At 65.4% G+C, this 18370-nt stretch carries 14 protein-coding genes and 1 pseudogene; 10 read left to right on the top strand and 5 right to left on the bottom strand.

What is annotated here, in order from left to right; genetic code table 11:
* Positions 1 to 33: 33 nt before the first annotated feature.
* The gene (locus DEI95_RS05450) at positions 34 to 2610 is read right to left on the bottom strand and encodes an NACHT domain-containing NTPase (protein ID WP_111059634.1); all 2577 of its coding nucleotides are present in this window, start codon (positions 2608 to 2610) and stop codon (positions 34 to 36) included.
* A gap of 1098 nt (positions 2611 to 3708) precedes the next feature.
* Here DEI95_RS05450 and DEI95_RS05445 point away from each other — a divergent pair.
* The 3 genes from DEI95_RS05445 (at position 3709) to DEI95_RS05435 (ending at position 7327) form a co-directional block, all read left to right on the top strand.
* The gene (locus DEI95_RS05445) at positions 3709 to 4848 is read left to right on the top strand and encodes a PIN domain-containing protein (RefSeq protein WP_181436204.1); all 1140 of its coding nucleotides are present in this window, start codon (positions 3709 to 3711) and stop codon (positions 4846 to 4848) included.
* Positions 4849 to 4853: 5 nt separating this feature from the next.
* Entirely contained in the window at positions 4854 to 5489 is a 636-nt protein-coding gene (locus DEI95_RS05440) for a GIY-YIG nuclease family protein (RefSeq protein ID WP_146243604.1), read from the top strand.
* Between the two features lie 287 nt (positions 5490 to 5776).
* Positions 5777 to 7327 (top strand): hypothetical protein, encoded by a 1551-nt coding sequence (locus DEI95_RS05435; RefSeq protein ID WP_111059631.1) that lies wholly within the window; start codon positions 5777 to 5779, stop codon positions 7325 to 7327.
* A 1220-nt stretch (positions 7328 to 8547) separates the two neighbouring features.
* Here DEI95_RS05435 and DEI95_RS05430 read toward each other — a convergent pair.
* Positions 8548 to 11031: a hypothetical protein gene (locus DEI95_RS05430; RefSeq protein WP_146243603.1), complete on the bottom strand. Its 2484-nt coding sequence runs from the start codon at positions 11029 to 11031 to the stop codon at positions 8548 to 8550.
* A gap of 240 nt (positions 11032 to 11271) precedes the next feature.
* Between DEI95_RS05430 and DEI95_RS05425 the strand changes: the two are divergent.
* Positions 11272 to 12432, top strand: a pseudogene (locus DEI95_RS05425) (IS3 family transposase).
* Between the two features lie 680 nt (positions 12433 to 13112).
* Here the strand turns inward: DEI95_RS05425 and DEI95_RS05420 are convergent.
* Complete coding sequence (locus tag DEI95_RS05420) at positions 13113 to 13541, bottom strand: hypothetical protein (RefSeq protein ID WP_146243602.1); 429 nt, start codon at positions 13539 to 13541, stop codon at positions 13113 to 13115.
* Positions 13542 to 13906: 365 nt separating this feature from the next.
* Here DEI95_RS05420 and DEI95_RS05415 point away from each other — a divergent pair, with 365 nt between their 5' ends.
* From DEI95_RS05415 to DEI95_RS05395, 5 genes are all read left to right on the top strand, one after another.
* A complete protein-coding gene (locus tag DEI95_RS05415; RefSeq protein ID WP_111059628.1) occupies positions 13907 to 14086 on the top strand; it encodes a hypothetical protein in 180 nt (59 codons plus the stop codon).
* Positions 14087 to 14134: 48 nt separating this feature from the next.
* Positions 14135 to 14662 (top strand): GNAT family N-acetyltransferase, encoded by a 528-nt coding sequence (locus DEI95_RS05410; RefSeq protein WP_111059627.1) that lies wholly within the window; start codon positions 14135 to 14137, stop codon positions 14660 to 14662.
* Between the two features lie 122 nt (positions 14663 to 14784).
* Positions 14785 to 15048 (top strand): DUF4190 domain-containing protein, encoded by a 264-nt coding sequence (locus tag DEI95_RS05405; RefSeq protein WP_220036624.1) that lies wholly within the window; start codon positions 14785 to 14787, stop codon positions 15046 to 15048.
* Between the two features lie 158 nt (positions 15049 to 15206).
* Complete coding sequence (locus DEI95_RS05400; protein ID WP_146243601.1) at positions 15207 to 15506, top strand: hypothetical protein; 300 nt, start codon at positions 15207 to 15209, stop codon at positions 15504 to 15506.
* Positions 15507 to 15587: 81 nt separating this feature from the next.
* The gene (locus DEI95_RS05395) at positions 15588 to 16094 is read left to right on the top strand and encodes an ATP-binding protein (RefSeq protein ID WP_111059624.1); all 507 of its coding nucleotides are present in this window, start codon (positions 15588 to 15590) and stop codon (positions 16092 to 16094) included.
* 104 nt (positions 16095 to 16198) lie between these two features.
* Here the strand turns inward: DEI95_RS05395 and msrA are convergent, their stop codons facing one another.
* On the bottom strand, positions 16199 to 16720 hold the full coding sequence (gene msrA, locus DEI95_RS05390; protein WP_111059623.1) for a peptide-methionine (S)-S-oxide reductase MsrA: 522 nt from the start codon (positions 16718 to 16720) through the stop codon (positions 16199 to 16201).
* A 158-nt stretch (positions 16721 to 16878) separates the two neighbouring features.
* On the opposite strand from msrA, the gene DEI95_RS05385 reads away from it, so the two are divergent.
* A complete protein-coding gene (locus tag DEI95_RS05385; RefSeq protein ID WP_110825641.1) occupies positions 16879 to 17214 on the top strand; it encodes a hypothetical protein in 336 nt (111 codons plus the stop codon).
* 22 nt (positions 17215 to 17236) lie between these two features.
* Here the strand turns inward: DEI95_RS05385 and DEI95_RS05380 are convergent, their stop codons facing one another.
* On the bottom strand, positions 17237 to 18226 hold the full coding sequence (locus DEI95_RS05380) for a helix-turn-helix transcriptional regulator (RefSeq protein WP_181436203.1): 990 nt from the start codon (positions 18224 to 18226) through the stop codon (positions 17237 to 17239).
* Positions 18227 to 18370: the final 144 nt, after the last annotated feature.

Below are 18370 nucleotides of genomic sequence, written 5' to 3'. Positions count from 1 at the left end.
GCTCGACTAGGGGCGCATCGGGCTTGAATTGGGCTAGCTCAATTCCGCCTCAAGGAACGCAACGAAGCGCAGGTCCAGGCTGGATCGCGTCGCGATCGGGCCGAGTGCGTTACGCCCAGCCTGCGTTACCTCGAGTATTTCGCTCCTCCCGCCGGGTGAGCGGACAAATTGTTCTCGCTCAAGGAACTCAACGAACCGACGTGCGAATCGGGTGTCGATCGCGGCAACGCCACGTTGTACCAACCCACGTCGCTGTCGTTGGGAATCTTCCAGAAGCTTGCTTGCGATCTTTTCCACAATCGCGAATTTTGGGTGATTGATCCACACCAGGATGGGATCAATATCTGCTGTACGCGCTCCTAGGTGGCGGAGGTAACCCAGGGCCTGATTGCCGCTAAGGCGCTGCCGCGCACCATCCTCAGACGGGTCCTCCACGAGAAGCGAGATCGAATCGTCAACGCCGAGGAAATCTACGCCGAGGAGGTCCGTGTCGGCGAATGACACCTCGAAGAGCAGGGCTTCCTTGAATGAGGCTCCGGCTAGGTCGGCAGAGCGGAAAGTCACGCCGTCGAGTAGGGCTTGGTTGAACGTAGCATTGCGAAGGCCTGCAAAATCGAAGGAAACCCTGGAAAGTTCCGCTGAGGAGAAATTCGCGCCTTCGAGCTGCGCGGGGTTTCTTTCCGTAGAAAGGGCTACAAATGAAAGCTGTGTCGAGTTGGCGGCAGGCTGGTCTCCGGCTATCTCTTTCAGTGCATGCCAACTGGGGTCACTCGATGGACGCTGATTCTTATTGAGCGCGTCAAACAAAAGGGTGAAGTATGCGCCGGGTTGCTCGTCGCCCTGTCGGCTTGCCCAGGAATCGGTCAGGGCATCTCGAAGCTCGGCGATCTCGTCCGCTTTCCGAGATGCTACAAACGCCCGCATGGCATCAGAGATTGGTACCGTCGCAACCAACGGGCGCTTCTTCTTTAGGTCATCAAGCAGTCGTTCTGCCACCAAGAATTCGCGCAGAGAATTATGCGAGAAGCGCCAACCTCGTGAACGGGCTGTATCACGGCTCAAGCTTCCAGACCTTCGCAGGTCCTCGAACAACTGCTCAGCCTCGCTGGCACGCTGGTCAGACTGATTACGCCGAAGAGTGTGCGAGAACGTTTCAGCGACGAGCGCGCGAAATTCGTCCTCGCCACAATAGGTACTCCCTGTCCGCGTGAGCCACAGGGCCAGCTCCTGCAGGAACCGACGTCTGTCCGGAACGCTCACAAGCCCCACCTGCTCTAAGTCGCGCAATGCGAGCTTGTCAAGGACGAGCGTGTAAACCTCCCACTCGGACATGTGCCCGAGGTCTTTCGTTGCTTTGGTGTTGTCATCCTGCAGAGATGTCGCGACTTCCACGAGGTAGCTAATAATCACCGGCTTGCCAGAGAGGGCCAGGCTTGCCCCCTCTTCGGTGGACCGGAACACGCGGTCGAGGATGGAAAGAACGGTGTCAGCGACATGAGGTTGATCGCGGAGAATCTCGCGGACGAGTTCCTGAGTCTGCGTCGGTGTCAAGTCCTGCAGGCTGCGTTCGTAGCGATCGAGAAGGCTGCGCTCAATGAATGAGTCTATTTGCGCTTCCCGGACCCGAAGGTCTTCTGCTTCCTGTTCGAGGTAGCCCGATCGAAGTTCGAGGCCTCGGTAGAGGTGATCGAACAACGCGAATTCTTCGTTCTCCGAGAAGTAGTTGGGTCTACTGGTGAGTAGGCCTCGTGCTCCGTCTGATGTCAATTCGGCAAGCGTCTTCAGGCACTCGCGTCGCTCGCGCTGGTTGAGGTATTGAGCCATTTCGTCGTAGCCATCGAGGATTAGTACGACTCGACCAGATCGAATTAGTGACCACAGGAAGTCGATGGAAAGGTGGCTCAGCCCGTTGTGGTCGAGGAAGTGGTGGAGTAGCCCCTGTGCATCGAATTGCCTGGTGAAGTTGCCAAGTTCGATACGAAGTGGGATTGGGCGTTCGGGGTCCGATTTGTAGGCTTCGAGCCATCGTTGCTGGACTATTCGAGTGAGCGCGGTTTTACCAGTTCCGTATTCACCGACGATGATGAGCCACGACTCGCTGCCGGAACTTTGATCGAGCCATCCGTCTAGCCATCCAAGTGCCGCGTCACGCCCGTGCGAGTCGTCCAAGTGCGGAGGCTGATACCGCTCGCTCAGCTCCTGGAGTTCCTTGGCGACGTGCCCGTCACCAAGGAACTGGTCAACGTATGGCTCAAATTTTTCAAACATCTTGAACAGCTCGTCGTACGTGCGCGTCATCACGTTAGCTGCCTCAGCCCGCTCGCGAACATTCACCGTGAAGCCGGTGGAACTGACAATGAGTGTCCGCGCGGTGGGGTCGACCTGAGAAATCATCACTAGTTTTGTCAGATCCTTGCCGAGCTTGGCTGTGTTGACATACTCGACGGTGACCTCGATGTAGAGCTTCGCGGCGAACGGGTCGGTGAGCGAGGTCGCGACTAGGTCGATCTCGGACCCGTGGATCTGCACTGGCCCTTCAACCCGGTAGTGGTTGAGGCGAAGCAGTTTGCTGACTGCTTCGGGGAGGCTCGTTGACGTGAAGCTCGACATGCGCTCATCTTGGTGTAGTTGGGGAGGTCGTGTTCCCTTGAGACGTAGGCGTGTCGCGGCGTCACGGCAACGACCGGCGGGGGTGCCCACGCGTTGCCCACAACGCGGGGTCGATGGAACAGCGGCTCGTGATCAGATCAAGCCGGTGAGACCCGGCAACTCGGGCTGTCACCGATTCGTCATGACGCCATCAACGGCGACCTTTGAGTTCAAATCCCACCGGTACCGCCGCAGAAAACCCCCGTTCACGCGGGGGTTTTCTTCTTTCCGGGGAGTGGCTCTGGTGCACATCTGGTGCATTCTCTGAAGCGCGCCACTCCTCGACTGCACCGGTACTGCGCGATGTGACCGAAGGTCGCCAGCGCCGCTGCGCGCTCGCAGACACGAGGCTGGGGCATTTGGGGCGCTGGGTCGGGACCGGGGGCTTGAGGCTGGGGTCTTTTGACGGCGCTCGGTCAGGACCGGGGCTCGAACCCCTCGGAATCAAGGGGTCGCAGGTTCAAATCCTGTCAGCCCGACAAATGCCCTGGTGAGAAACCACCTCTCATCAGGGCATCGTCGTTCCTCTCGGTGAAGTAACCGCAAGAGTAACCGCAAGCTTTTCGGATCCAGAGGAGTACCCGCAGAGCTGCGAGTGGCTCGGTCGACCGACGGAGCCACTGCGAGAGAACGCCCGCATCGACGCGCAGAAGAAGGCCGAGGCCGCGGCTGCCGCGAAGAAGAAGGCTGAGGAGGAGGTAGCCGCTGCGGCCGAGGCTGCGCGGCAGGCCGCTGCAGCACAGGCTGCTGCCGCTGCGCGCCAGAGTGCCAGCTCGTAGGCGAGCGGCTCGTCGTCGTCGCACAGCTGCGGATTTAGCTACAGCTCGGACTCGTCCGATGGCTCGTCGTCCTCCGGTGGGGCGAAGGGCTCGACCGGAACCCCCGGCGGTGGCGGCGGCATGATTGGCTCCGGTTGGGGCGGCTGCCGCACCAGCAACGGTGCGGACGGCACGACCAACTGCTGACCGATCGGCCCGACTATCGCAATTGAAGCGTCGCCGGTGCCGTATCCCTGCGGCAATCGTGCGGCGCATGAACGTGATCAGGCATTATGAACCCATGACCGTCGTCCTGATCGATACCAACGCGGTGCACCGGGACCCCTGGATGCGAAACAACCCCGGAACGGATCTCCTCGCCGCCGCTGCAGCGGGCCGATACAGAGTCGTGTTTCCGAAGGTCGTCATCGATGAACTGCGACGGCAGCAATCTGCGTGGTTGAAGAAGCACCGCAAGGAGCTCGATGCCACGATCGAGGACATGCGAGGCAATCCGGTCGACGTCGACGTTATGGCCACAGCGCTCGGGAAGAACCTCAACGACATGCAGGGTCAGATCGACGCGAGCTTCGACGCGCTCGTCGCATCCGACGGTGTCGAGGTCGCGCCTGTGCCTTCCGACGTCACCGAGAGCCTCGTCGCGCGTGACCTCGCGGCCCGACGCCCGTTCCTCGAGGTGGGCAGCGATTCTTGGTCGACGGGTTTCCGAGACGCCGTGATCTGGGAGACGACGCTGGCCGTGCTCGAGGACATGCCCGAGGACGAGAAGCTGATCTTCGTCACGAACGATCACGGCTTCCTCGCAGAGGGGCTGAAGTCGCTCCATCAGGACCTTCTCGACGATCTCGATGCGCGAAGCATCGCGCAAGACAGGGTGGAAATCGCGCAGACGACCTTCGCAGCTCGTGAGGCCGCAGACGAGCACGCCGACCATGCAGAGCACGCAGCCCGCGTCCGTGTCGCCACGGACTCGCTCTTCGAGCTGGTCAACGTCCCGATCGAGGAGACGGTCGTTGCTGGCGGTGATTACGGCATGCCGGACTTCGTCGAGTTCGAACTGCCCTGGATGGAAACCGCCCAGATCACCGTGATCGACCAGCTGACGGAGTTCGTCTTCGAGCGGGCCGAGCCGCCGCGGGACGGCATCTTCGTCGGTCGCGCCGACGCAGAGCTGTACCTCGAGGGCTACACACATAAAAGCGATTTCCCCTGGGCAGTTCTGAACGGTGAGGGGGAAGCGCCCGGCCTGGCTCTCCTCGACAACGTGAACGACCACTACTACGAGACGGGGACCAAGGTCGTCGTCGAGGTCGTCGTGACCGTCGACACGAGCGGCGGCCTCGGACACTACGAGACGCAGGAGATCGTGCTCAAGGACAAGTCCGACCAGGCTGAAGCGCCCGACGAGAAGGCTGCGTAGGTTCAGTGACCAGCGCAGGTAGCCTCTCAGGCTTCGCCGCGGATGCCGCTGCAGCGCTGACCAGCACCAGTACCCGCTGGAGCATCACCGATGCGCCGATGTACGTGCCAGCGCGACCGGGCCTCTACGCGTTCTTCGGCGACGAGCAGGCGTACCAGGACCTGGATATCGTCTCTGATGCGCACCCGTCTGCATCGCTGGACCTCCCGCTGTACATCGGCAAGGCCGGAAAGAGCTTCGTCTCGCGCGATCTCGGCGACCACTTCGCTGCGCTGCCAGACAGCATCGCGCGCACCGGCGGATCCACGGTGCGGAGGTCGTTCGCTGCGTTGCTGCGCGACGAACTCGACCTGCACAGTGTACCGCGCAGCCTCAAGAACCCGGGGTACTTTAGCATGTACGGGCTTGCTGGCGACGGCGATGCGAAGCTCACGGCGTGGATGCACGCCCGGCTCACGCTCGCAGTCTGGCCGAGGCCGGAGGGCATGCGCACCCCGCTCGTCGATGTCGAGACTGAGTTGATCCGGCGCTTCACGCCCGTGATCAACCTAGACAAGAACCCGAAGAAGCTCGCGCGGCTGAAGGCGGCGCGGAAGGCGATGAGTGCAGAAGCACGAGCCTGGCAGCCAGTCAGCGACTGAATAGGCCGAGATCGTTGGTTCGCCGTGACCTTGCGCCGCTCACACGCAACAGCTGCACGCGTCACCCTTGCGCCGAAAAGCTGCGTTAAGGGCCATTACCGTCGGCGTGAGTCGCACCCCTTGCAGTGGCCGGAGGCTGTGTCCGTCTGCGGACGCGGACGATGCGAGTCACCAGGCCGGCAGCGCGTCCGGTTGCCATGGACGGATGGGCGACGAGCGGCTGCATCGTCCGAAGGACTGAATCGGTCACCGGCGACATCGTCAGCGCCTAGATCTACGATGCGCGAGTGGGGATGTCGGACGAAGACGCGCAGCACCATGCCACGTTCGTGCACGAAGGCGAGCGGCGGTTCATCTATGCCGCGCGGCGTGACGGCGCACGTGGGCTCGTGCTACTTCCCGAGGGTGCAGCCGAGGCTCGACGGGCACCGACGAAGAGCGAGCTGATGTGTCCGGTGCCGGGCTGCCCATCGCCGGAGCTCACCACGGTCGACCGGAGCAGGGCGGGTCGGCGGGATGGGTACCGGCATCTGGCGAAGGGTGTCGATCACGGTGCCGAGCGGATGCACCATGTGCTCGCGAAGGGGCTCCTGGCCCGGTGGGCGCGATGGGCGATGCCCGGAGCCACCGCGATCGAGGAACACCCGTCGAACGATGCCCGCGAGCGGATCGCTGACGTCATGGTGAGATTGCCCGATGGCGCGCAGTTCGCGCTCGAAGTGCAGTACTCCGCACTCAGCGTTGAGGCGTGGCGGGAACGGCATGAGTCCTACCGGCGGGACGACATCGTCGACGTGTGGCTCTTCGGCCACACCGGCGAGCAGTCGCGGTGGCGTGGTGGGGTCATGCACCTCAACGCCACCCAGCGGGAGATCGCGGCGTCAGGGGCACCGGTGCTTTGGATCAATCCGCTCACGGAGGAGGTCGCGTACGCAACGAGCACGGCGTGGTCGAGCGGGCGGGCGACGATCCTGGCGCAGGAGGAGGGTCAGCTTCGCGTCGTGCCGCTGACGCAGTGGCGACTCCTCGAAGACGGGATGTTCACGCGGGAGCTCGTCGAACTCAGGGACACCACCGTCGCGCACCTGGCCCGTGAGGCAGCGGCCTCCGCCAGGCGGGCCGCCGACGAGGCCGCTCGACAGGCGTTGCGAGACCAGATCGTGGGGGCGCGGGAGCGCGATCACGAGGCGTGGTTGGCGAGCAGCGAGCGGGCTGCCGCGATGGCCGCGCTGGGGGAGTGGCCGACGTGGCTTGCCGGCGAAGACCCGGTCGGTGTGCGGGTCTCGGGCGAACGCTGGCGCTGGTTTCTCTGGTCGGAGGTGATCCGGCCGATCGCGAAGGACGAGCACGTCCGCTCGACCGATCTGCTCGCGGACCTGCTCACGCGGTTCGGCGACGCCGTAGGGGGCGTCACGCCAGACGCGCCAGGAGGACCCCTACGAGCGGCTGTCATCGCCATGCTGAACGCGATGCGGCGGCCGAGCCTGGTGTCGCGGCATGAGCAGAAGCGCTTTGGCGTGAAGCACTTTTGGTTCACGAGGGGCAGCGTTCGCGAGCCACTGACACCAGGGCAGCGCTCGGAGGTCACGCGGCGGGCGTCGGAGCGCGAGGCGAGACTTGCCGGCGGCAGCGGGAGTACGACGTCGAGCGCCGACTACCGGCGCGGCCCTGGCGCATTCACGGGCAGCTCTCGGCGACTGCTCTCAGGGATGCCGCCGGTGCCGTCGATCTCCAGGGGGCCGGGACCGGGCGAACGCGCGTGCGCGCGCTGCGGGCTCCCGGTCGCGACGTTCCTGGTCGAACAGGGACTGCTGACGCATCCTGTGTGCTCGCGCTGAGTCGGGTTCGCGAGACGGGCGGCGGCGTTGTGGGTGGGTGCTCGCGCCCGAACGCTCAGTGCGCGGTGTCGTACGCATCGCGCACGGTCTGCGCGATGCGTACTACGGCTGGAAACCTCCCAGGGCGGCCGTCTTTAACGCCCCGGGCCGGCGAATCCGATCGTGACGTCCTCCCACGAGGCGTAGCGCGGATGCGGGTCGGGCTCGTCTGGTGGTGTTCGGTCAAGCTCGCGCGACGACAACCACATCACACCTCGTCGTTGCGAAGCCGAACGATCATGTCTATGAACGGGCGCATCATCTCTGACCGCATGCGCGCAGGCTTGGCCGCGGCAGCGCCACCACTCTGCAGGTCGGCGCCTCGTCAGTACGACGTGCCTTAGACAAGTCGCATATGCCTTAGATGGAGCATTTGGCCTGGATCCGCCAACGCCTGGCGGCCTGGTGTCGGCGCGTTGATCGCCTGACCCGCCATCTGCTTCCGAGCGAGCTCGTCCCGCTCTCGGGAACGGGTTTCTCAGCTCTAGTCGAGAAGGACCTCTGTAATCGTGCCGAAGATTGCCACGGTTACGAAGAGGAAGGCCGCCAGAGGCCCCGCGGTGCTGGGGTTCGGACTGTCAGCAGCAAACACGCCACTGCGCTGGCGAGGGGTGCGTTCATGTGCCTACAGCCTGGAAGGCAATGGCGGCCGCGTTAGCCGGAGGTCAGGACGCCCTGCGGCGGGTGATACGCAGACCGATCACGACCGGCGTTACTTCTTTTATAAGAGGTGACGCGCACGTCGCTGCGGGACCGATTTCAATCAGTAACCGGCCAGACCGAGACGACCCTGCATTAAGCAGAGAGCGCGACCCTACACGGATCGCGCCCTCTGAGTGCCATCTAATAAATTGAGCGAATGATAGGCGAGCTAGGAATCACTTGACCAATAGAAATCGTCCGCTGAAGGTTGCACCTCGAGCGGCGTCACGTCCCTGTTATCGAGATATACTACGACCCAGCCTGCACCCAACTCGCGTTGCATATCTCGGGCGATGAAGCGGCCAGCTCGGACAAAATCATTGGCAATTTCCTCTGACTGGAAGGAGCCGTCCCAGTCCTCTATGCGCTGGCGCAACGACGTGGAAATAGGGAGATTTTGCAAGGGTATGCCGCTGTTTGCGGGAAGCTCTCGAACCGGTAGCTCTAGGTGCTCAGCTTGCAGACCTATTCGCCGCATGCTAGCTCGCAGACTTTGAATCGCATCTCTTGTCCGTCGGGTAGCTCGTAATGATGCGAACGCCGGTTTCACCCATGATTACCTTGATCTTTTTCGTTTTGACCGTTTTGCCTGTTCTTTTGTCCTTGAGGAAGACGTCTCGATCGTAGCACCAACGGTCTGTCTTGTACTTCTTCGCGGGGTTTTTTGGAACAAACACCTTGTGGTCGGGATCCTGCAGCACCCATGTAGTTGCCCAGTGCGCGATATCGCGCCAATTGCTGACTGTCCCGAAAGTAAGACCGTTCCAGGCTGGCATCTTTCCTTCAAGGATGTGGACGTAGCCGTAGGTCGAATCTCCACACCGCAAGTCAGCCACGGAACCGCTCATCTTGTGAGAACCAGAGGTTGCCTTCACACGCGTGTACTCGGATACTAGCTTGTCTTTGTCCTTGTAGCCGCAGGGGCGCCAGGCTGCCGGCGTGATGTACGTACCGGCGCTGGCCGCGCGTGACGTAGATGTGCTGGGGCCTTCGGTGGCGTCGTTAGGTGAGATATAGATGTTCGAGTTTTCGGGCGAGTTGGGGTCGTCGATCGGAGCGGCATCAGTTGTGTCGTCGAACCAATCGGCAGTCTCTCCGTTGTCGGTTTCTGACTCGGAGTCAACGGTGATTTCACCAAAAACTGAACGCTCAATCTGAGGACCGCTGTTGCCTCGAGGTGCTCGGATAATCGCCCGCCACCAGTACTTTGTCTTGTCGACTACCGCGTCGATCGGCACCTCGACGGCGCCCGAAGCTGCAGGGCTACTCCACACGATATTGGTGAACGCTGAATCTGTGGCAATGGTGTACTCGGCAACGGCGGCATCGGGGATGCCGTCATTTTCGGCACTTACGCCCAGGATGAAGTCGGGGCGAACTACAGACCCGGCAGCTGGCACGGGCGACAGCGTCGCCGTTGTCCAATCCCCAAAGCCGAACGCAAACTCGGTGGAATGAACGGCTCCGCTGGTTTCGAATGCGGCACTCAGGTGGTGGTTGCCACCGAGCGGCATCGATATAGCACGCTCGACGGGGGCGCTTGCGGACAGTGCTACGTCCTCATAGAAGTTACCGTCGAGGGTGATTGACCCCGTGATCCCGGAGGCGGAAGCAGGCGGGAATTGCGCCGTACAGGTGACGCCTTCGGCCGGCCGGCTAAGTAGCCAGGTACCTGCTGGCGTGGGGCAGTTTATCTTGGGAGCCGCCGGGTTGGAGTACCACCCCTGTACGTCGACGACGTAGTTGGTTGCCTTTGCGGCATTGCGGAGGGAGATCTTCCCGTTCGCGCCGAGCGGGACCGTGATCGTGTTGGTCTGAATCTCGTTGGTGTTGAAGTTGATCGCCGTGGTGTTGGGCTTGGAGGTGCCGTCAGCCCAGACATCGGCGTATCCGTCCCCACCGCCGTGCGCGACGATCAGAGTTAGCACGACGGCCGTGATCCCGGAACCCATAACCGGGACACCGGCGGCCCCAGCGATTTGGATCGACCTGGTCTCCTGCTCGCCCAGCACGGTATTGCCCGAGGCACGCGAGTCATACGCACGTCCGTAGGCCGGAGTAAAGACCGCGCCACCCTTGCCAGCGGCGGTGAAGTACCCCTGCAGGTCGACCAGCAGGTTCGTGGTCGTCGACGAGTTCGCGATCGTGATCTTCCCGGCCGCGGACAGTGGCACCTGCGCCTGGATCGATGTGTTCGCTGATGGGGCGTAGTGCAGTGAGTTCGCGGGCTTCGTGCCGCCGGTCGCGTACGGGGTGAGGTAGCCGTCAGCGTCGGTGGCGTTCGCTGCGATGAGGTTGACCACGACGCCGGACGCTCCTGCCGGAATACCGTTGGCGCCGGTGATCTGCACGTCGATGCTCTTCCCCGGAGCGATTGCGGCCTTCGCCGCTCCCGTGCCGGAGCGAGTGTCGACAATGCGCTTGGCGACGGGAACGAATCCACCGGCAGCGGTGCCGTCGCTGTTCGCGGTGTAGTAGCCCTGGACGTCCAAGATGAGCCGTGCGGAGGTCTCCGTCATGACCTGGATCGTGCCGTCCGCTCCAACAGCGACCGTGGCGCTGTTAGACGTGTACTCACCCGGGTTGCCGTTGTAGATCACCATCGTGGTTCGGTTGCTGTCCGTGTCGGGACGGCCGAAGAGCGTGCCGTTACCCGGCGCGGAGCCCACGGTCACGTTCAGCGAGACAGCGCCGACCGAGCCGTCATCGGGCAAGCCAGCGAGACCCGCCACCTTGATCGTGCGGTACTTGCCCGCCTCCATCGGCGTGCTGAACCCGCCGGTCCCCTTGAAGGTGTCGAGTATGCGGCCGGTCGACGGCACAAACATGCCACCAGTGCCAGTGTCATTGAGGGCTTGCGCCGGTGTTGCCACCAGGAGCGAGCCAAGTAGTGCGAGAGCGCTGAGGGTTGCTACAGCGATGCTGTGCTTCCTTCTGCGTGGACTGTGCAGCAACGAGCGCACGAGACCCCCTAGGTCAGGCGACAGCACGGGTCGCTGTCAGCTCTCGCAGAGTAGGGGCAAGCTTCACTGAGACTAGACCCCCATACAGGGGTCGCATTCGAGAAAGCCCGATCAGGTGGGGTAGTTCCACGACGGGCTTAACGCTTATTCAGCAAAGATCACTCTTCAGATGGGACTGCTGTCGGTTTGGTTGACTCCTGAGAGGTAGGGGCGTTGGTTCCTGCTGGATGGATGTGCGCCATGGTGAAGGCGTATCCGGAAGAGTTCCGCCGCAACGTGATCGCGGTCGCCCGGAAGGGTGAGACGTCAGTGTGGCAGGTCGCGAACGACTTCGGTGTGTCCGAGTCCTGTTCAGCCCGCTGGTTGCGGCTCGCGGATCGTGAAGACGGCATCGGTGATAGTGCCTCGCCGTCGATGAAGGCGGTGGAGCAGGCGGAGCTGCGGTAAGCGCAGAAACGAATTCGGCTGCTCGAGCAGGAGAACGAGATGATCCGCCGGGCAGCGGCGTACTTCGCTCAGTCGCAACTCCCAAAATGATCTACCCGCTGGTCCTCGAACTCGCCGCAGACCGGATCCCGGTCGCGGTGGCCTGACGGGTGCTGGGGTTTTCAAAGCAGGCGTTCTATCGGTGGCGCGCCAGTCCGGTGACCGACCGCGACTGGGCGGATGCGCATCTGACCAACGCGGCGATCGATGCGCACCGCGACGACCCGACGTTCGGGTACCGGTTCATCGCCGACGACCTGCATGCGGCCGGCCACGAGTCTCGGAACGCCGAGTATGGCGGCTGTGCTCCCAGCAGCGGCTCTGGTCGCTGCACGTAAGAAGCGTGGCCTGAACCGCAAGGCCGGTCCTCCGGTGCACGACGACCGGGTCCGGCGAGCGTTCACGGCGCCAGACCTGGACCGGCTGTGGCTGACGGACATGACCGAGCACCCGACAGGCGAGGGCAAGCTCTACCTCTGCGCAATCGAGGACGCCTGCTCGCGGCGCATTGTCGGCTACTCAATCAGTGACCGCATGCGATCCTCGCTTGCCGTCGCGGCTCTGCAGATGGCGGTGCAGCGCCGGAACCCGATCGGGACGGTCGTGCACTCGGATCGGGGGAGTCAGTTCCGGTCGAAGAAGTTCATGCGCGCGCTCGGCGACGCCGGGCTGCTCGGGTCGATGGGGCGAGTCGGTGCATGCGCGGACAACGCTGCGATGGAATCGTTCTTCGCGCTCCTGCAGAAGAACGTCTTGAACCGGAAACGATGGGCGACCCGGGAAGAGCTCCGACTGGCGATCATCACCTGCATCGAGGCCACCTACCACCGGAAACGGCGCCAGCGAGGTCTGGGGAAGTTGACCCTGATCGAGTACGAGACCATCATCAACCCACAGGTCGCACTCGCGGCCTAGACGAACGAGTACTGTGGACGTCGAGGGCTTATTCTCAAGCTGACAAAGACCCATCGACTAGCCCCTCCCCTCCGGTCGACGGCACCAGCCTCCGCAGCAGGTCCCCGCCGAATCGCGCAGAGATCCTCTCTGTCCGCAGACTGGTCTCGAGCCCGGTGTGCGAGCGAGCGACCTGAGAGGCGATCTAGCGGCTACGCAGGACTAGGTCTGCACATTGAGGCCGCGACCGCGGTGCATTTTGGTGCACCAACACCTGGCCGGGGACGGCTTCACCTGGCTCGACCTGTGCGCAACAAGCCCGTGATAACAACGATCGAATGCTCGGGCGCGCCCCCTCAGATCAACGGCAATGGGTTCAAATCCCACCGGTACCGCCACAGAAAACCCCCGCTCATGCGGGGTTTTCTTGCTTGGAGGGGCGCCCTGGCGAATGTCGACCCCAGCGGACTGCGTGTGACGTCCCGGGACAGGGCGGTGACGGTCGCGGGCCGCGACGACCTGCTCCACGCGCGTCGATCGAACGGCGCCCGCGTACTCGCGTAGCCGCGCTACGTCGAGGGGACGCCGCTGCCGGCGGCAACGGACGGCCAGCCCGGATTCCGCGGCGTCGCCCGCTCCTGAGGTCACCGGCTCGACACCATGTGGTCAGGGCCTCTGGGGGAGAGCGAGCAGCCGACGGGTCAGACCTCCCCGAGCACCTTCCGCCAGGCGGCCGTCAGCGTGGCGTACTCGTCGTCGGACACGAGGTCGCGCACCCCGCTCGCGAGCACCGCGGATCGGACTGCTTCCTCTGCCCCCGCCCGGTCGCGTCGACGCGCATCCGAGTGCCGCACCGCGCGTCCGGCCTCCTGCGCGGCCTCGATCTCCGCGACGCGTCCCGCAGCGCCGGCGGCATCGAGCGCGTGCTGCCAAGCGGCCACGAGGTCGGCGTTCGTGACCATCCGCCCGTCAGCGCCTCCCTGGATCGCGAGGGAAGCACTCGGTTCCGGCAGCAGGATGGCCTCGTCGGCTTTCCATGCGACGTCGAGCGACTCTGCCTCTTCGGCGGTGATCCGCCCGGCTCGGTCGATCATCGCCTGCAGTCCGGCATTGCTGCTGTCGTCCGACACGATGTCCTCTCCGACCGACGCGCTCGCGTGGTCCGGTCCATCCTCGTGGCCGTCCCGCGTCTCACACACTGCCGCCACCCAGAGGGGGGCTCCAGGAAGCTGCCCGACATGGTCGACGGTCACATCGGAGCTCAGCGGCTCCGGCAGTTGCGTGACCGGCCGTGCTCGGCGAATGCGGACGACCGGTCGTCCCAGAGCCGCGATCTCCGTCCAGCACACCCGTCCTGGGCCGTGCTCGGTTCTGCTGCAGGTTCGTTGACTCCACGACGGGATCCCGGTGGGAGCACGGAGGTCCCGACGGCGATGGCGTCGTCAAGCTCGACCACCGAGCCGCGACCAGGAGGCTCCCGATCGGAAGGCCCCGCATGTCACTTCGAACGCTCCCCATCGCCGACGTGCAGTCGATCGAGCAAGCGGAGGGCGAGTACTTCCGCCGCTTCCTCGCCGGAGCAGCGGCTGCGGACCGCGAGGTGCTCGGCATCCGGACCGCGAGGTTCGGTGGCGGGATGGCTGCGGCGATGGCCGATGATCCGTCCGGGTACTGAAGCAAGAGCCTCGGCCTCGGGTTCGACGTCCCGCTCGACCGCTCCGTCGTGGACGACGTGATCGCCTTCTTCCGGGAGTCCGGTCGGGAGTCCGCGCTCATCGCCGTCGCGCCCCAGGTGGTCCCGGACGACTGGGGCGCCGTCTGCACGGAGCGCGGTCTGACGTGGACCTCGGCGTGGGCCAAGTTCGCGTGCCCGGTCGACGAGTTCGTCCCCGGCGAGACGGACCTCGACGTGCGGGAGCTGACGGCGCGGGAGACGCCGGCGTGGGCACGGATCATCCGCGAGGCGTTCGGCATGACCGACCCGGACCTCACGCCGATGCTCCGCGGGGTGTTCGACGACCCGGACGCGCGGGTGTTCGGCGCCTGGGACGGGGACGAGCTCGTCGGTGCCGGCGCCGTGCACGTCGTCGGCGCAGTCGCTTCGATCAACACCGGCGGCACGCTGCCGTCCCACCGGAACCGCGGCCTCATGGTGCGGACGCCGCCCACAGGGCGCGTCCGTGCAACTGCGGAGCGGCGTCGACTTCCGGAGACGACGCCGACCGCACCGACCGGGTGGTACCGCGGCTGAACGATCATGCTCACGGAGGACGGGCATCATCCGCACGGTCGTCGAACCGTCCGCTCCGCGAGCGCACGCTGATGACACGGACCACGCAGGACGTCGTCCGACCACACCCTGGAGGAGACACCATGCCCACCGTCGAACAGCACGCCACAGCCCTGAACCCCACCGACCGCCTCAACACCCTGTCCGTCGTCGGGTTCGTGCTGGCCTTCGTCGCCAACGTCGTGGGACTGGTTGTGTCGGTCATCGCGCTCGTCCAGATCGGCCGGACGGGTGAGCGCGGCCGCGGGCTGGCGATCGCGGGCATCGTCGTCGGCGGGTTCTGGTTCGCGGCGTTCGGCGGTGCGCTCGTCCTCCACGCGGTGGTGACCAGCGCACACGGCGGCTGACGGCCTCCCGCCGGCGGAACGAGCCCCGAGACGGAGGACGACGCCGGGCAGCTGGAAGCACCGAGCCCGTGCACGTCGCGGCGCATACCATCGGACCGAGTCAGCCACCGGTCCGCGTCGCGGACCGGGCGAACACCTGGCTGAACAGGATCGTCGCCATGAAGTACGTCCTGTACGGGTTCTGGTCCGTGATGACCGGTGACGCCGCTGCGGTCGTCCTCCTCGAGTACGCGGCGGCGCTCAACCAGGCCGGCCTCACCGATGTCGTCGCCGCTCCCGCGTTCGACGTGAGCGGGACGCCCGTCACGGCTCAGATGCTCCTGGCTCCCGCCGTGCCCCTCATGGTGATGCCCGCCCCCGAGGACCTGCTCGAGCCCGACGACCGCACCTTCGTCAGGGACCTCCGTGCTCGGACGCGAGCGGCACTCGCCGGCCACGATCCGCATCGGCACCCCTGAGCGCACCCCGGTGCCGAGCGAGCGGTGGTCGTGCTGCGATCCCACTGCCCCAGACGGCCGTCGAGATGTGAGGATGTGCGCATGGTGACTGACGGCACGGCTGACGGTTCGGCGATCTCCGGCCCGGCATGGGAGCGCACCGTGCTGCTCGTCGTGCCGCCGAACGACGTGGACGAGGTGCACGACTCGGTGGACGACCTCTGGCACCGCAACGCCGACCTCGGCGCGGGTGAGCGGATGCGGTTCGAGACCGCGCTGCTCGAACTCGCCGGGAACGTCATCGAGCACGCCGAGGGGAACGAACGGCTGGTGTGCCAGCTGACGCTGCGGCGGACGTCGACCACGCTCGAGGCGGTGCTCAGCGACAGCGGCGCCGAGGTGCAGGTGCGGTTCCGCACGGAGATGCCGGACCCCGAGGAGATGGCCGAGTCCGGCCGCGGGATCGCGATGATCGAGCTCCTGATGGACGACTTCTCCTACGAGCGGGACCCCGAGGGCAACCGGTGGCGCCTCGTGATGGGACTCCCGAAGTCGCTCCAGCGTGAGCACGACGTCGCGGAGGACACCGGCGGCGAGGCCCAGCGCTGACGCGCCTGGTCGCCGGGCCGACGGCGACGACCCGACGACGGACGGGAGGCCCGGTACCAGCTGGTACCGGGCCTCCCGTCCGTGGGCTGTGACGGCGCGACCGGTCAGGCCGTGGCGGCCGCCTCGCTGCGCTTCGGCAGGACCCAGCCCGGGCGCACGAAGTGGCACGTGTACCCGTTCGGGATCTTCTCGAGGTAGTCCTGGTGCTCCTCCTCGGCCTCCCAGAAGGGGCCGGCGGGGGTGACCTCGGTGACGACCTTGCCCGGCCACAGACCGGAGGCGTCGACGTCGGCGATGGTGTCGCGGGCGACGTCGCGCTGCTCGTCCGAGGTGAAGAAGACGGCGGAGCGGTAGCTCATGCCGACGTCGTTGCCCTGGCGGTTCTTCGTCGACGGGTCGTGGATCTGGAAGAAGAACTCGAGGAGCTCGCGGTAGGAGATCACCGACGGGTCGAAGACGATCTCGACCGCTTCGGCGTGCGTGCCGTGGTTGCGGTAGGTGGCGTTCGGGACGTCGCCGCCCGAGTAGCCGACGCGGGTGCTGATGACTCCCGGTCGGCGGCGGAGGAGCTGCTGCGCTCCCCAGAAACACCCGCCGGCGAGGATCGCGGTCTCGGTGGTGGTCATCGGTACCTCCGTGGTTCGTGACGCTGGCTGCGACAGTACCCGGTGCAACAGAGGGACGGCTCCGTCTGTTCCATCCGAGCGGATGCCGCGTCGGCCGGGCGGTTGCGTCTCGTGGAGGACCTGAGCCCCGCCGCGCGCGTCGCGCGTTGACTGGGCGGATGAAGGACATCCAGTACGCAGGTCGGGCGATCCGGACGAGCGACGACGCAGCCGACGCCGTCATCCACTACGCGGCGGTGCTCGGGGCGAACCGGAAGACCGACACCCTGGACGTCCCGACGGTCGACGAGCAGGGACTGCCGGTCGTCGAGACCCTGCTGATCGGTCCGTCGAGCCAGATCACCCTGAGCCCGGCACCCGACGACGGACGGGGTGTCGACGTCGACGACTCCGCGTTCGTGGAGCACGTGCACCGGTTGGCGGACATCGCCGGGCCGGTGCGCCCGGTCCACGAGGACCCGGACGTCCGCCCGGAGGACTACGACTTCGACTGACCGCGGCCCGTCCGGACCGACGTCAGCGGCGCAGCGTGTTCCGCGGGTACTCGCCGTAGGCGTTCCGGTACGCGGCGGAGAAGCGACCGAGGTGCGCAAACCCCCACCGTCGGGCGATCGTCTGCACGGCCGCGGTGGTCGGATCGGCCTGCAGCAGCTCGCGGCGGACCTGCTCGAGGCGCACCTGCAGCAGGTACTGCATGGGCGTCAGCCCCAGGTGGCGCTGGAACGCCTCCTGGGTCGCTCGGACGCTGAGCCCGGCGGCACCGGCGACGTCCGAGACGCTCATCGGCTCGGCGACGTGCTCGTGGACGTACTCGACGGCGGCGCGGAGGCGTGCGCGTCGGGGCAGGAGCACGGCCGGCGGCAACGCGGTCACGGTCGGCGGGTACATCCGGAGGAACGCACCTGCGGTCCCGCGGACGAGGGTGTGCCAGAGGAGGGAGTCGACGCCGCCCGTCCGCAGCTCGCGGGAGAGCAGCGCCAGGCTGTTCTTCCACTGCGCCACGGCGGCCGGGTCGAGGGTGCGCAGGTGGTCGAGGCCGAGGTCCGCGACCTGCCCGGTGTGGAACTGCTCGTCAGCGACCTCGTGCACGACCCGTCGGGACAGGTGCACGACGCGCTGGTCGTAGTCCTGGTACTCGAACACGAAGTCCCGACAGGTCGGGAAGAGCATCGGCACGTCACCGGTCATCGGCACGCGGTCCTGCAGGACGTCGGGGACGCCCTGCCCCGCGGTGAGCCACTGGACGATGTACTCGTCGGACGCCGGGATGGCTCCGCGGAGGAACCCGGAGACCTGCGCCCGTCGGAGCGTCAGGTCGGCGTCGCCGACCGCGGTGTAGCGGTAGCGGAAGGGCTGCTCGGTCGCTCGGGCGGACCACTGCCGCCCGGCGTAGAACCCGCTGAGGTCGAGGACCGCTGCGTCGGGTGCATGCCCCATGGCCTCGATGCGGACGGTGCTGCGAGGGGCGGTGCCCGTCAGGCCGGGCCGTTCGTCGATCAGTGTCATCGTCGGTCCGATCCTCTCGCTCATGGTGTCGTGCTGGCCCGGGCGGCCCCGCATCGGAAGCGAGCAGCACACGTTCGGTGCCTCCAAGAGCACGTTACGGACCGGGAATCATCCCCGCGAGGGGTTGATCGCTTCTCCATGCTG

Source organism: Curtobacterium sp. MCBD17_008 (assembly GCF_003234475.1).
GTDB lineage: Bacteria > Actinomycetota > Actinomycetes > Actinomycetales > Microbacteriaceae > Curtobacterium.
This window is presented reverse-complemented; position numbering and strand designations above follow the sequence as displayed.